The sequence below is a fragment of the Gordonia sp. X0973 genome (assembly GCF_013348785.1).
GTDB lineage: Bacteria > Actinomycetota > Actinomycetes > Mycobacteriales > Mycobacteriaceae > Gordonia.
Genome location: NZ_CP054691.1, coordinates 142,482 through 157,907, shown reverse-complemented (window position 1 = coordinate 157,907; position 15,426 = coordinate 142,482). Strand labels below are relative to the sequence as shown.

The following is a 15,426-nucleotide window of genomic DNA, read 5'->3' as shown; positions in this document are numbered from 1 at the left end:
CACAACGGCTACCGAAGCAACGGTAGATGTTGTGGGTTTCGGTAGCTCTTGGCCCGATCGGATAGATTCGGCTCTCGTGAGCACTTCGACGACCGCCACCCCCCGCGCCAGCCTGACCCTCGACGCGGTGCGCCTGCTCGCCGCGGTTCTCGGCGGCGCGGTCGTCGCCTGGATCGGCCTGCGCGTCATCGCGACGGTCCATTGGCCCGCGTACAACGCGTCGAACGTGTTGCGCGCATTGACAACGGTCGGGCAGGTCTTCGCCATCGCGGTGCTCCTCGTCGCGGTCCTCCTTTACCGGCGGCGGCCGGGGTCGCGGCGGATCCTCGTCGACGCCCTGACCGCTATCGGCTTTGCCGGGCTGGTCACCGTCACCCTGGGCATGCCGCTGGCCGCCACGAAGCTGTACCTCTTCGGCCTATCCGTCGACCAGCAGTTCCGCGTCGAATACCTGACGCGCCTGACATCGACGCATCGCCTGGCCGACATGACCTACTTCGACCTCCCGCCGTTCTACCCGGCCGGCTGGTTCTGGTTGGGCGGGCGCTACGCGAACCTCGCCGGACAACCCGGGTGGGAGGCGTACAAGCCGTGGGCGATCATCTCCATCGCCGCCGCCGCCGCGCTCGCCGCGGTGCTCTGGAACCGGATGATCGGCGCCGACCGCGGGATCGCCGTGTCGTTGGCGGTGACGCTGGCCGCCCTCGCCCTCGCCGCGCCGGAGCCCTACTCGGCCGTGCTGATCATCGTGGGCGTCGCATTGCTGCCGACGATTCTGCACGCCCTGCGCGGGGAGAAGGACACCCCCGTCGACGCGGTGCGCTTCTCGTCGACGCGGTGGATCGCCCTGCTCGCGTCGGGGGTCTTCCTCGGCGCGTGTGCGACCTTCTACACCCTGTACGCGGGCGTCTTCGCGTTCACCGCCGGCCTGTTGGTGCTGTGGTTGCTGGTCAAGGGGTGGATCGACGCGTCCAACGCGGCCGTCCCCTCGGGCACGGTGCGCCGCATCCGGACCCGCCTCGCTCTCACCTACATCGGGCGCCTGGCGCTGATGGGCGTCGTCGCCGGGGCGGTCGCGCTGCTGGTGTGGGCTCCGTACCTGCTGGCTCGGGCGCGCAAGGAACCGGCCAGCGGCGGCACCTACGAGCACTACCTGCCCGAGTCGGGGTCGGAACTGCCGTTCCCGATGCTGCGGCTCTCCGTGTTCGGGTTGCTGGCCCTGATCGGGTTCGTCTGGATCCTCTGGCGCTTCCGGGAGCGGACCATCGCGCTGGCCTTCGCCGCACTCGTCGTCGCGGTGTACCTCGTCTGCCTCGCGTCGATGGCGCTGACCGCCACCGGCACGACGCTGCTCGCCTTCCGCCTGGAACCGGTGCTCACCGCGGTGCTCGCGGCGGGCGGGGTGCTCGGGCTGGCGCAGCTCTCCAGCTGGCTCGTCGGACGGATGGGCGACGTGCGGTTCGTCATCGGCGCGGTCGCGACGGTCGCCGCGATCGCCACCGCCCAGCACGTCCCGTCCATGCTGAGCGGCGACATCACGCTCGCCTACTCCGACACCGACGGGTCCGGGCAGCGCGCCGACAAACGACCCGCCGGCGCGCAATCGTACTACCCGCAGATCCATCGGGCGATCACCGAGCAGACCGGCAAACCGGCCACCGACACCGTCGTGCTGACCGCCGACTTCGACTTCCTGTCCGTCTACCCGTATTGGGGATTCCAGGGCCTGACGTCGCACTATGCGAATCCGCTTGCCGAGTTCGACAAGCGTTCCGCCGCCATCGAGCAGTGGGCGAAGGCGACCACGCCGGCGGACATGGTCCACAACCTGGACACGTCGCCGTGGCGCGCACCCGACGCCTTCCTGTTCCGCTACAGCGACGACGGGTACTCGCTGAAGCTGGCCCGCGACGTCTACCCCAACGACCCGAACGTGAAGCGCTACACCGTCACCTTCGACAAAGCCGCCTTCGCCGGACCGGAGTTCCGGGTCACCGAGATCGGCCCGTTCGTCCTCGTCGTGCGCAACCGGCCGGTGCGCTGACGCTGGCGACGTAGTCTCACCGGGTCTCGATACGGTTCCTCGGCTGGCGCCTCGGATCCACACGACCACCGATGGTCGCGTGCCGGCGACGGTAGTCGAGTACCGTATCGACGTCGTCTCACCGGGTCTCGATACGGTTCCTCGGCTAGCGCCTCGGATCCACACGACCACCCATGGCCGAGCGCCGAAGACGGTAGTCGAGCGCCGTATCGACGTCGTCTCACCGGGTCTCGATACGGTTCCTCGGCTAGCGCCTCGGATCCACACGACCACCCATGGCCGAGCGCCGAAGACCGTCGTCGAGCGCCATATCGACATCGTCTCACCAGGTCTCGATACAGTTCCTCGGCTAGCGCCTCGGATCCACTCGACCACCGATGGTCGCGTGCCGGCGACGGTAGTCGAGTGCCGTATCGACGTCGTCTCACCGGGTCTCGATACGGTTCCTCGGCTAGCGCCTCGGATCCACTCGACCACCGATGGTCGCGTGCCGGCGACGGTCGAGTAGATCCACCGATGGTCGAGCGCCGTAAGACGGTGGTCGAGTGCTGGCGAGGCGCTAGCCGAGCCGGTGTATCGAGACCTCGCTAGTCGACTTGGGTCGAGACCGCGCTACTCGGCCTCGTCCGCCCGGGCGAGCAGGTCGGCGAGGTAGCGCAGGGCGTATTCGTAGCCACGCACGCCGAGACCGGCGATGACGCCGTGCGCCACCGGTGAGACGTACGAGTGGTGGCGGAACGGCTCACGACGGTGGATGTTGCTGATGTGGACCTCGACGATCGGCACCTCGGGGATGACGAGCGCGTCGGCCAGCGCGACCGAGGTATGAGTCCAGCCGCCCGGGTTGATGACGATGCCGCTGACCTGTCCGCGCGCCTCGTGCAACCAGTCGATCATCTCGCCCTCGTGGTTGGTCTGCGCGGCGCGCAGGCCGTAGCCGAGCTCGGCGGCGATGCGCTCGGCGTCGCGCACCACCTCGGCGAGCGTCTTCGATCCGTACACGTCGGGTTGGCGCAATCCCAGGGTGTTCAGGTTCGGCCCGTTGAGCAGCAGCAGGGGGGGCGGTTCCATGTCGGCCATGCCTCCAGCCTAGGCGGCACCACCGGCTACGATGAACCTTTGTGTCAGCCCAGACGATCCGCCGAGCCCGCGTCGCCGCCATAGTCACCGGATTGCTCGGATTCCTCCTGGCACTCGCCACCCCGTTGATGCCGGTGAACCAAACCACCGCGCAGCTGGACTGGCCCCAGAAGGGCACGCTCACCAGCGTCAACGCCCCACTTGTCTCCTATGTCCCGATCGACCTCGAGGTCTCCATCCCCTGTTCGGCGGTGAACGACCTCGGACCCGACGGTTCGGTGCTGCTCTCGACGGTGCCCAAGCAGGCCACCCCCTCCCCCGAGCGCGGCCTGTTCATCTCCCGCAGCGCCGACAAGTCCGCGGTGGCCGTCAACGTCCGCAACATCCAGGTGACAACGGCACCGGCCGGCGACGTCGCCGGCCCCGACTGCCGCACCATCGACGTCAAGGCCACGGCCGACGCCGTGACCGCCACTTTCACCGGACTCCGCGGCTCCGACGGTCAGCCGATCAGCGGGACCACCGCCGGGCGCGACGCCGACCACGTCGACGCCGACCAGCGCCCCCAGCTCACCGGCTTCTTCACCGATCTCACCGGCCCGGCGTCGAGCCAGCCGGGCATGCGCGCCCACGCGACCATCGATACCCGCTACAACACGCCGGGAACGCTGCTCAAGCGGATCGTGCTCATCGTCGGCATCCTCGCGACCATCGGCTCCCTGATCGCCCTGGCCTTCCTCGACGGCAGCGACCGTCGCGGGCACCGCCGCATCCTGCCGGCCCGCTGGTGGCGGCTGATGCCGCGCGACTACGTGGTCCTGGGGATGCTGGCGGTCTGGCATTTCGTCGGCCCCAACACCTCCGACGACGGCTATCTGCTCACCATGAGCCGGGTCGGCCAGGCGAGCGGGTACACCGCCAACTACTTCCGCTGGTTCGGCGCCCCCGAGGCCCCCTTCGGCTGGTACTACGCCGTATTCGGCTGGCTCTCCGAGATCAACCTGTCCAGCCCGTGGCTACGACTGCCGGCCCTGGCGTGCGGGGTCGCGGTCTGGTTGATCCTGAGCCACGAGGTCCTTCCGCGCCTGGGGCGGGCGGCGAGCCGTCCCGTCGTCGGCGCCACCGCCGCCGCGGCCTTCCTGGTGATGTGGTTCCCGTTCGACAACGGCCTGCGCCCGGAGCCGATCATCTGCCTTGGCGCACTGCTCACCTGGTGCTCGGTGGAGCGCGCCATCGCCACCGGGCGACTCCTCCCCGCGGCGATCGCCTGCACCATCGGCGCGTTCAGCCTCGCCGCCGGGCCGACCGGCCTGCTCGCCGTCGCAGCGCTCATCGCCGGTGCGCGACCGATGATCCTCGCCCTGATCAAGCGCGCCCGCGACATCGACGGGCAGCTCGGCGCCGGGGACACCGGGAAGACCCGCTGGCGCACCATCTGGACCTATGTCTCCCTGCTGGCCCCGATCCTCGCGGCCGGCACCTTCGTCATCTTCATCGTGTTCTCCAATCTGACGCTGCGCGCCTTCATGGACGCGTCGACGATGAAGACCGCGCTCGGCCCGTCGCTGCACTGGTACAACGAGATCGACCGCTACTCCTCGCTGTTCGAATACTCGGCGAACGGTTCGATCGCCCGGCGGTTCGCGGTGCTGATCCTGCTGCTGTCGCTGGCCGTCTCGGCGGCGATGCTCCTGCGCAAGGGCCGCATCCCCGGCACGGCGAGCGGTCCCACCGGGCGCATCGTCGGGATCGTCTTCGGTTCGCTGCTGTTCCTGATGTTCACCCCCACCAAGTGGACCCACCACTTCGGCGTGTTCGCCGGGCTCGGCGCGGCCTTGGCGGCGATCGCCGCGATCGCCGTCGGCCATCAATCCCTGCATTCGCGGCGCAACCGGACCATCTTCGCCGCGCTGACCCTGTTCGTCGCCGGCCTGGCCTTCACCGCCCCGAACTCGTACTTCTACTCGTCGGCGTGGGGGATGCCGTGGGGTGTGGAGCAGGTGACCTTCGGTTTCCGCATCGCCAGCGTGCTGCTCGTCGCCTCGCTGGCCCTGCTGGCGCTCGCCCTCTACTTCCACCTGCGCGAACCGTTCACCGGGATCGACCCCCATTCCGACGACGAGGATGCCCCCGGCACCGCTGCCGCGACACCCGACGGCCGGTGGGCCAAGCTGCGCTCGACGCTGGTCTCCGAGCCGCTGGTGTTCGTCGTGGCCAGCGTCGTGCTGTTCGAGGTGATCACCGCGGTGTTCGCCGGGATCCACCAGTCGTCCTCGTACTCGGTGCCGCGCTCCAACCTGGAGGCGCTGCGCGGCGAGGAGTGCGGCATGGCCACCAAGATCTGGACCGAGCAGAATCCGTCGGACTTCCAGCTGTCCCCGGTCGACAAGTCGCTGAGCCCGGCGCAGGCGCTGGCCGGCCCGCGCCCGGCACCCGGCAGCGATCCCAGCGCCGACCCGACGGTCGGCTTCACCCCCGACGGCGTGCCGACGGGGATGGTCGCGAACGCGTCGGCCGGCTCCCTCGGCGTCCTGTCCGACACCGCCAACGACGATCCCGGCGTGCTCGCCTCCAACAGCGGCGGCACCTCCGGCGGTATCACCGAGCGCCCGGGGATCAACGGCAGCCACGCCCGTCTGCCCTTCTTCCTGGACCCGGCGCGCACCCCCGTCCTGGGCAGCTACTCCAGCACGGTGCAGGCACCGGCCCGGTTGCGCTCCGGGTGGTACGCCCTGCCGCGCGACTTCCGCGACCGCCCGCTGATCACCTTCTCCGCGGCCGGCTGGTTCGAGCGCCCCGACCTGGTCTTCGAATACTCGACGACCCCCGTGGCACCGCAGACCCGCGACGGCGATCTCACCGTGGCGGGGTCCATCCCGCTCATCGACCCGGGTCCGCGCCCGTCGTGGCGCAACGTGCGGCTCAACACAGACGCGCTGCCCGCCGACACCACCGCGATCCGCATCGTCGCCCGCGACGACAACCTGGCCGCGGACCGCTACGTGGTGCTCACCCCGCCGCGCCTGCCGCAACTGAAGACCCTCGAGGAGGTCGTCGGCAAGGAAGCGCCCACCCACGTCGACTGGACGTCGGGCCTGGTGTTCCCGTGCCAGCGGCCATTCGACCACCACTACGGCGTCGCCGAGATCCCGAAGTGGCGCATCCGACCGGGAGCCGACCTGGCCGCGGCCGTCTCCGCATGGCAGAGCAGCGCCGGGGGCGGACCGCTCGGCTGGCTGGAGGTGTCGCAGCAACCGGAGACGGTGGCGACGTACCTAAAGAACGACATCGGCCGCGACTGGGGCGCCCTGGAGGCGTACCGGCCGTTCGATCCGAGCAGCGTCGCGCCGGCCGAGATCATCACCGGCACCCAGACCCGCAGCGGGCTGTGGCAACCTGCGCCGATCCGCCACTGACCGCACGGTTGGCGCATCGGGCATACCGCCGGTTGAGCCGGAGCTAATAAACAAATACTCAGGTGCGTCGCCTACGATGAGACTTCGTGTCTGTGTCTTCTACGCAATCGGTCGAGCCCGAGCACTCCGATGCCGATGAGTCGACGCGCCAAGCCCCCCTTCGCCTGCTGGCGATCATCGCCGGCATCGTCGGCATCCTTGCTTGCGCGCTGACGCCGCTCCTCCCCGTCAAGGCCGTCCAGGCGTCGATCTCCTGGCCGCACGGTCAGGCGCTGACCACCTCGTCGTCGGTCTCCGCGCCACTCATCGCGCAGACCGCGAAGTCGGTCGACATCGCGATTCCGTGCGCCGTCCTCGACGAGCTGTCCGGCGAGTCCAAGACGATCCTCTCGACGGCCCCCGCCGGTGTCACCGGCGGTCGCTGGCTCTCGATCAAGGGCGGCGAGACCGTCACCGTGACCAGCCGCAACACCCTGCTGGCCAGTGCTCCGCGCGCCGATTTGAAGCGCTGCACCAAGTTGGTCTTCCACTCCGGCCCGGCCGGCCCGAGCGCCCAGTTCGTCGGTCTCGGACCGGCGACGACGGCCGCCCCCGAGGTCGCCCCGCAGATCGACGGCATCTTCTCCCCGCTTCCGCCGGAGACCGTGCAGCGCGCCGCACAGCAGGGCCTGAGCGCGACGATCGCCGTCGACGACCGCTACGAGTCGTCGCCGACGCTGCTGAAGAGCCTGGTGATGATCCTCGGCCTGCTCGCCGTGATCGCCTCCTTGGTCGCGCTGGCCTTGCTCGACCGCCACTCGCCGACGGTCGCCGCCGCACGTGCCGAGGCCGAAGCCGCAGCTGCCGACGCCGACGCCGACGCCGACGATGCGACGGCGCATGCCTCCCGCCGCGGTGGATTCCTCTCCTCCCTGCGCCCCCGGCTGTCCGACCTCGCCGTCACCGCGGTGCTGTTGGTGTGGGCGATGCTGGGTGCAGGCGGCCCCGACGACGGCTACATCCTCACGATGGGCCGCGCGGCCGCCGACGCCGGATACCTGCCCAACTACTACCGCTTCTACGGCATCGCCGAGGCGCCGTTCAACTGGTACTACGAGTTCCTCTCCCACTGGTCGTCGGTCTCCGCGTCCATGCTGTGGATGCACCTGCCCAGCCTCGCCTTCGGCCTCCTGTCCTGGTACATCCTGAGTCGCATCCTGCTGCCGCGGATGGGCAAGGCCGTGTCGCACGGCTGGCCGATCTGGACCGCCGGAGCCGTGTTCTGCGCCTTCTGGATGCCGTTCTGCAGCGGCCTGCGCAGCGAATCGGTCATCGTCCTCGGCTCGCTGCTGACCTGGTGGGCCGTCGAGTCGGCGATCACCTCCAAGCGGCTGCTCCCCGTCGGCCTGGCCGTCGTCGCGGCGGCATTCACCTTCGCCGCCGCGCCGCAGGGCGTCATCGGCATCGCGATCCTGCTCGTCGGCGCCCGGGCCCTGCTCGCCAACGGCGTGGCCCGCAGTCGCGAGATCGGCTGGGCCGCCATCCTGGCCCCACTGGCCGCCGCCGCTGTCGCCGTCCTGCTCGTCGTGTTCGGCGACCAGACCCTGGCGACCGTGGCCGAGGCGACGAAGCTGCGCTACCAGGTGGGCCCCAACCTGCCGTGGTTCCAGGAGTACCTGCGCTACTACTTCCTGACCGTCACCACCTCCGACGCCTCTGTCGCCCGCCGCGTCCCGGTGCTGCTGCTGTTCGCCTCCGCGTTCGTGACCATCGCGGTGCTGCTGCGCCGCGGCCGGATCGACGGCGTCAACAACGGACCGGTGTGGCGGGCGGTCGGCGCGATCGGCGTGACGATGGTGCTGCTGATCTTCACCCCCACCAAGTGGACCATCCAGTTCGGTGTCTACGCCGGGCTCGCGACCGCCGTCGCCGCGACGGCCACCCTCGCCGTCGCGCAGTCCGCCGCCCGCTCCACGCGAAACCTGACCGTCTTCGTCTCCGGGCTGATGTTCGCCCTCGCCGCCGCCACCGCGGGCAAGAACGCCTGGCCCTACTTCTACGACACCGGTATCGCCTGGTTCGACCGCGCCCCGGTGATCGCCGGTATCCCGATGTCGACGATCTTCCTGGTCCTCGCCGTCGTGACCGGAGCATTGGCGGCCTGGCAGCACCTGCGCCTGGACTACGTCGAGAACAAGGGGCTCGAGCACACCGACGACGCCGCCCACCACGAGGAGACCGGCAACCGCGTCCGGCTGATCCTGGCCGGCACCCCGCTGGCCGTCATCGCGGGTGGCCTGGTCCTGCTGGAGCTCGCCCTGTTCGCGAAGGCCGCGGTCACCCGCTACCCGATGGCGACCGCCTTCTCGACCAACGTCGCGACGCTGCGCGGGCAGCCGTGCGCGCTCGCCGACAAGGTTCTCGTCGAGCCGAACGCCAACGACGGCATGCTCGTCCCGGAATCGGGACGCTCCGCGTCGCAGGCACTCGCCGGGACATCGGTCGGATTCACCCCCGACGGCATCACCTCCAACCTCTCCGCCGAGATGGGCAGCTCGCGGCCGGGCCAGGCCAATGTCGCCGGCTCGTCGTCCAAGCCGTTCGCCGTCCTGGGCACGTGGGAGGCCGGCACCACCGGCGGTGTGGGCCCGCGGACCGTCAACGGTTCCCGCGCGGCGCTGCCGTACGGGTTGAACCCCGCGACGACGCCGGTGCTGGGCAGCTACGGCTGGCAGTCCGAGGCCCGTCTGACCTCGGACTGGTACCGACTGCCGCCGCGCAACTCGTCGCCGCTGCTCGTCGTCACCGCGGCCGGCGCGATCTCCACCATCGACGCCTTTGGCGCGAAGGTGTTCGGGCAGACGATGCGCTTCCAATTCGGCAAGCGCGGGCCGAATGGCGAGTTCGTCGAGATGGGCCCGGGTGCGATCCCCATCGACCCCGGTCCGGTCATCCCCAACCGCCCGTGGCGCAACCTGCGCATCCCGATGTCGGCCGTCCCGCGCGGCGCGGAAGTGGTCCGCATCTTCGCGCTCGACAACAACCTGGGCTCCTCGCAGTTCATCATGCTGACCCCGCCGCGCGCCCCCAAGGTCGTCACCCTGCAGCACCTCGTCGGCTCCACCGACCCGACGCTGATCGACTTCATGGTGGCCGCGCACTTCCCCTGCCAGCGTCCGATGGCGCTGCGCCACGGCGTGGCGGAGATCCCGCAGTGGCGCATCCTGCCGGACTACGCGATGGCGTTGAGCCAGTCGCGCACCTGGCAGAGCACCAGCGGGGGCGGACCGCTGGCCGTCTCCGAGGCGACGACGACGGCGGAGACCGTGCCGAGCTACCTCGACGGCGACTGGTACCGGGGCTGGGGCGCGCTCGAACGCCTCGAGCCACGGGACCCGAACGCCGTGCCCGCCACCGTGACTACTGAAGAACGCAAGCAATGGGGCTGGTCGCGGACCGGATCCATCAGGTTGGAGCCCCGCAACGATGACTAGCGAGAAGATGACGACAACCGAACGCGAGGACTCGGACGGCAAGCGCCGGGCACCGGAATTCCTGACGTCCAACGGCTATCGCGGGGCGAAGATCCTCGCCGTGGTCTCCGGACTGCTGGGCGCGGTGCTGGCCATCGCCATGATGGTCCTGCCGGTGGACCGCACCACCGCCAAGATCGCCTGGCCGGAGAACAACACGGCGTCGTCGGTGGTGGCACCGCTGGTGTCCTACGTGGCGACCGACATGCAGACGGCGGTGCCGTGTTCGGCGGCGACCCGTCTGGGTCCCGACGGCGGCGTCCTGCTCTCGACGATCCCCACCGACGGCCTCGCGGCCACCGCGCGCGGGTTGTTCATCCAGGCCAACGCCGAGTCGCTGATCGTCATCGATCGCAACGTCGTGATCCTGAGCGCCCCGCGTGCCGCGGCCCAGGCCGCGCCGGATTGCCGGGTCGTCTTCCGCGGCGACATCCACGGCGTCCACGCTGCCATCGAGGGGCTCGACGCGAAGGCCCACCCCGGCGCCCTGCTCACCTACGCCACCGACGACCACGAGATGCGCCCGCAGATCGTCGGCGTCTACTCGGATCTGACCGGGGCCGCGCCCGCCGGGATGACGTTCACCGCCAGCATCGACACGCGGTACGTCACCAGCCCGACGTCGCTGAAGTTCTGGCTGATGGTCATCGGCATCATCGCGACCCTGGTGTCGCTGGTCGCGCTGGCGATCCTGGATTCCCGCGACGGTCTGCGCCATCGACGACTGCTGCCCGCCGGCTGGTGGAAGCTGACGTGGCTCGACGGCCTGGTCACCGCGATCCTGCTGTTCTGGTGGTTCGGCGGGGCCAACACCTCCGACGACGGCTACAACATGACCGTCGGCCGCATCACCAGCGGTGCCGGCTACGCCGACAATTACTTCCGCTATTTCGGCGTCCCGCAGGACCCGTTCGGCTGGCACTTCCAGGTGATCTCCTGGATGACCCACGTCAGCGTGGCCGCCTGGTTCATGCGTCTGCCCGCGCTGCTGCTGGGCCTGCTCGGCTGGTGGCTGATCAGCCGCGAGGTGATCCCGCGGTTGGGCCGCGCGGTGCGCAACAGCACCCCGGCGATGTGGTCGGGCGCCTTCGTGTTCCTGGCCATCTGGCTGCCCTACAACAACGGCATCCGGCCGGAGCCGGCCGAGGCCATCGGCGCACTGCTGACCTGGTGCTGTGTCGAGCGCGCCATCGCCACACGCCGCCTGCTGCCGTATGCGATCGCCGCGATCTTCGCGGCGTTCACCCTGGCCCTGGCCCCCGGTGGCCTCATGGCCGCCGCCGCCCTCCTGGCCGGGCTGCGCCCGATCGTGAAGACCCTGGTCTCGCGGCATGAGCGTGACGGATGGCTGCCGATGCTGGCGCCGATCCTGGCCGCCGGCACGTCGGTGTTGTTCATGATCTTCGCCGACCAGTCGGTGATGCCGCTGATCACCGGCAATCAGGTCGCCGCCCAGGTCGGCCCGACGCTGGAGTGGTGGCAGGAACCGATCCGGTACTACTACCTGATCCTGCAGACCGGCGACGGCACGCTGTCGCGCCGCATCGGCATCCTGCTGATGTTGTTCGCGCTGTTCTTCGTGATGTTCCGCCTGCTGCGCGGCCGGCATCCGAACGGCGTCGCCCGCGCACCGATCTGGCGTCTGATCGCCGTCACCCTCGGCACGATGTTCTTCATCGCCTTCACCCCGACCAAGTGGACCCACCACTTCGGCGTCTACGCGGGCATCGCCGGTGGTCTGGCCGCCGCGGCCGGGGCCCTCATGGCACCCGCGCTGCTGCATTCGCGTCGCAACCGGGCGTTCGCCGCGGCGGGCGTCTTCCTGGTGACGGCGATGTCGATGGCCGGCATCAACATGTGGTGGTTCGTCGGCAACTACGGCGTGCCGTGGCGCGACCGTCCGGTCGCGATCGGCGGGGTCAACGTCAGCTGGCTCTTCCTGGCGCTGGCGGTGGCGACCGCGCTGCTGGGTCTCTACTACCACTTCCGCGACGACTACACCGACGAGCAGACGCGCACCGGACCGGTGCTCGGCGGACCGTTCAAGTTCGCCCCGATGCCGACGATCGCGACGCTGCTGGTCCTGTTCATGGTCGCCAGCCTCGCGAAGGGTGCCTGGGTTCAGCGCGACAGTTGGTCCTGGACCAAGTCCAATGCCCGGGCCATGGCCGGAAACGCCTGCGCGCTGGCGAACGATGTCCTCGTCGCACCGGACCCCTCGCAGGGCATCCTGCTGCCCGCCGCGGTCGACGGGCGGCCGGCCGCCCCGGTCGCGGCCGGGCTCGGCGCCGGCGCCGGGTTCACCCCCGACGGGTTGCCCGATCCGATCATGTCGTCGACGACCACCGACGGCACCGATCTCCCCTCCCAGGACAACCCCGGGGCGGCGGTCAACGAGTCCGCGGCCGGCGGCACCTGGGGCGGTCAGGGCGCGAAGACCGGCGTCAACGGCTCGCGCCAGAACCTGCCCTTCGGCCTCGATCCGGCGCGCACACCGGTCCTCGGCTCCTACAACGCGCCGGGCGGCAAGGCATCGCTGACCACCGGTTGGTACCAGCTGCCGTTCGCCGCGTCGCAGGCTCCGGCCGACCGGCCGCTGCTCACCGTCGCCGTCGCCGGTTCCGTCGAGGCGCGCGACCACGACAACATCGAGCAGAAGGGCCAGAAGCTCGTCGTCGAGTTCGGCCGGCGCGAAGCCAACGGCTCGGTGAAGCCGTTGGGCCGCATGGCCCCGCTCGACGCCGGTGGCGCCCCCGCCTGGCGCGACCTGCGTTTCCCGCTGGCCAAGGCCCCGGGCAATGCCGACGTGGTGCGCATCGTCGCCGACGACGAGTCGGACGCGACGAAGGAATGGCTCGCCGTGACCCCGCCGCGGGTGAATGAGCTGCGCACCCTCAACGACGTTGTGGGACAGACCGACCCGGTGTTCATCGACTGGTTGCCCGGCTTCGTGTTCCCGTGCCAGCGGCCGATCGCCGTCCGCAACGGCGTGCTGGAGGTGCCCAAGTGGCGCATCATGCCGGAGGCCGAGGCGACGCGGAAGAACAGCCAGACGTGGATGGCCGGCAAGGCCGGTGGTCCGCTCGGTATCACCGAAGCGCTGTTGACCCCGACGTTGCAGCCGACCTACCTGCGGAACAACTGGGGTCGCGACTGGGGTGGGCTGCAGCGGTTCACCGAGATCGATCCGGCCCCGCCGGCTCAGATCCAGCTCGGCACCCAGCGCGAGCAGGGTCTGTGGAACCTCGGACCGATCCGGGCGACGGGCTACTGAGTCAGTCGGATTCGACGGTCAGCGGGTGTTCTACCTCGTCGCGCCACAGGCGTGCGGCGAGGTAGAACACCACCGCGATAGGTACCGGCAGCAGGCCGGCGGCGACGAAGGTCGTCGTGAGGCCCAAGGCCTGGCCGACGGGTGCGGCGATGGCCATCGAGACGGGCATCAACGCGATCGACACGAAGAAGTCGAGGCTGGCCACCCGGCCGAGCAGTTCGGGCGGCACCCGTCGCTGCAGAAGGGTGCCCCACAGCACCATCGGGCCGTCGAAGAGCACGCCCATGACGAATCCGGCGACGACGATCACCCACACCGCGTTGCCGACGCCCATCAGCACCAGCGGCAGGCTGGACACCCCCCAGATCGCGAACATGACCGTGAGGTACCTGCGCGGCATCGGGAGCGACGCGAAGACGAGTGAGGTCAGCGCCGCGCCGATGCCGTAGGCGCCGAGCACCAGGGCGTGGTCGGCGGCGTTGCCGCCGAACCGCTCGCGCAGCAGGAAGGGGATGAGCACCTCGATCGGGCCGAGGGTGGCGAGCACCAGCACCGTCGAGTAGCACAGCGTCGCCCACAGCCACGGCGTGCGGACGAGATAGCCGAATGCCTCGACAAGATCCCTGACCACGCCGCGAATCGGGTTGCCCCGCAACGCTTCCGGGTCGCGGCGCAGTGGTACCGGCTGCATCCGCAGATAGCAGCACCCGGCCAGTACGGAGGCGATCGCGGCGAGCAGCACGGCGTATCCGGGGGCGGTGGCCGCGATGACCCAACCGGCGATCATCGGGCCGATCGCCTGATAGGCGACCGGCCGGAAGAAGCCCTCGATGCCGTTGGCCGCCTGTAGCTCCGACGGGGCCAGGACGGAGGGCAGCATCGCCGAGTAGGCCGGGTAGTACATGCCGGTGGTGACGCCCGCGAGCATCGCGGCCACGATCACCTGCCAGAGCCGCAGATGCCCGGTGAGCGACGCGAGGGCGACGACCCCGAAGACGAGGGCTTTGGCCGCCTCGAGGGCGATGACGATGCGGCGCTGCGAGACACGGTCGGCGAGCACGCCGCCGGCCAGGGTCGACACGACCATCCCCACCGCGGCGGCAGCCGTCGCGGTGGAGACCTGGACCGGTTTGCCGCCCAGCCCGATGACCTGCCAGACCAGGGTGATGGCCCACACCCCGTCGGCGAACATCGAGAGGATGAGACCGTAGGCCAGCCACCGGTATTGGCGATGGGCGAACGGTGCCATCGCACGTGGCAGCACCATCGGTTCTTGGGGCTGCGGGGCGATGGTGCTCATCGCACGAGCATGCCCGATTCCGAACGGGCCGACCACCGGATTTCGGCGGGCCCGGACAACGCCGAGGGACTACGCCCGGTCAATCAGTTGTCGTCATCGGACCCTTGGTCCCCGCCGGGCCCTTGGAAGTTGTCTTGACCAGGCTCCGGCGGCCCCTGATCGTCATTGGGGCCCTGGAAGTCGTTCTGGCCGGGCTCCGGCGGACCCTGTTGATCGTCGTTGCCGCCCTGATTCCCGTTGGGGCCCCGGAAGTTGTTCTGGCCCGGTTCGGGCGGGGCCTGTCGGTTGTTGTTCTGCGGCGGCTGCTGGTTCTGCCGCGGCGCCGGCTGCGGATTTCCCGCGCCGTGGTTCGGGTTGGTACAGATGGTCCCCTCGCACGGCACGTACCCGGGTCCGCCCTTCGGGTCACGCTGCGCATTGGGTCCGACATAGCTACCCGCCGGGCATCCCGGATCCTGGTGGCGCGCACAGTATTCGTGCGTCAGATTGTTGCCGGTGGACCCGTCGGCGCCGACCGGACCGCCGTTGATCGGATTGCCGTGGATATCCCAACCGTGAAACTTCGGGTGCGGTTTGGCCGGGTCCCCCGGAGTGACATTCGACGGGCGGGGCGCAGAGGCGATCGTCGACGACGATGTCGCCGTGTCACCGTCCGACGAGCATCCGACAAGAAACAGACCGCTCGCGGCCACTGCCGCCAGCACACCGATCATGCGTTTCATGAGCCACCTTCCGCGCCGAGTGCTGTGGAGCACTCGAAAAGACATCGTGTCTCTTGACGCTATCGGCTCTCCTGCCCC

Annotated in this window: 7 protein-coding genes; 4 read left to right on the top strand and 3 right to left on the bottom strand. The window is 69.8% G+C overall.

The features are described from left to right. Positions 1-76: 76 nt before the first annotated feature. The gene (locus HUN08_RS00685) at positions 77-2,044 is read left to right on the top strand and encodes an arabinofuranosyltransferase (protein ID WP_301546819.1); all 1,968 of its coding nucleotides are present in this window, start codon (positions 77-79) and stop codon (positions 2,042-2,044) included. A 612-nt stretch (positions 2,045-2,656) separates the two neighbouring features. Here HUN08_RS00685 and aroQ read toward each other — a convergent pair. Further along, positions 2,657-3,124, bottom strand: a complete 468-nt coding sequence (aroQ, locus tag HUN08_RS00680; protein ID WP_124246016.1) for a type II 3-dehydroquinate dehydratase — start codon at positions 3,122-3,124, stop codon at positions 2,657-2,659. A 41-nt stretch (positions 3,125-3,165) separates the two neighbouring features. Between aroQ and HUN08_RS00675 the strand changes: the two genes are divergently transcribed. The 3 genes from HUN08_RS00675 (at position 3,166) to HUN08_RS00665 (ending at position 13,326) form a co-directional block, all read left to right on the top strand. Continuing rightward, positions 3,166-6,540, top strand: a complete 3,375-nt coding sequence (locus HUN08_RS00675; protein ID WP_124246017.1) for an arabinosyltransferase domain-containing protein — start codon at positions 3,166-3,168, stop codon at positions 6,538-6,540. 86 nt (positions 6,541-6,626) lie between these two features. Further along, complete coding sequence (locus tag HUN08_RS00670; RefSeq protein WP_124246018.1) at positions 6,627-10,013, top strand: arabinosyltransferase domain-containing protein; 3,387 nt, start codon at positions 6,627-6,629, stop codon at positions 10,011-10,013. A gap of 7 nt (positions 10,014-10,020) precedes the next feature. Continuing rightward, on the top strand, positions 10,021-13,326 hold the full coding sequence (locus tag HUN08_RS00665) for an arabinosyltransferase domain-containing protein (protein WP_301546818.1): 3,306 nt from the start codon (positions 10,021-10,023) through the stop codon (positions 13,324-13,326). 1 nt (position 13,327) lies between these two features. Here the strand turns inward: HUN08_RS00665 and HUN08_RS00660 are convergent, their stop codons facing one another. Together HUN08_RS00660 and HUN08_RS18275 are read right to left on the bottom strand one after the other, a co-directional pair. Next, positions 13,328-14,626, bottom strand: a complete 1,299-nt coding sequence (locus tag HUN08_RS00660; protein ID WP_124246020.1) for an MFS transporter — start codon at positions 14,624-14,626, stop codon at positions 13,328-13,330. A gap of 83 nt (positions 14,627-14,709) precedes the next feature. Beyond that, complete coding sequence (locus HUN08_RS18275; protein ID WP_301546817.1) at positions 14,710-15,348, bottom strand: hypothetical protein; 639 nt, start codon at positions 15,346-15,348, stop codon at positions 14,710-14,712. Positions 15,349-15,426: the final 78 nt, after the last annotated feature.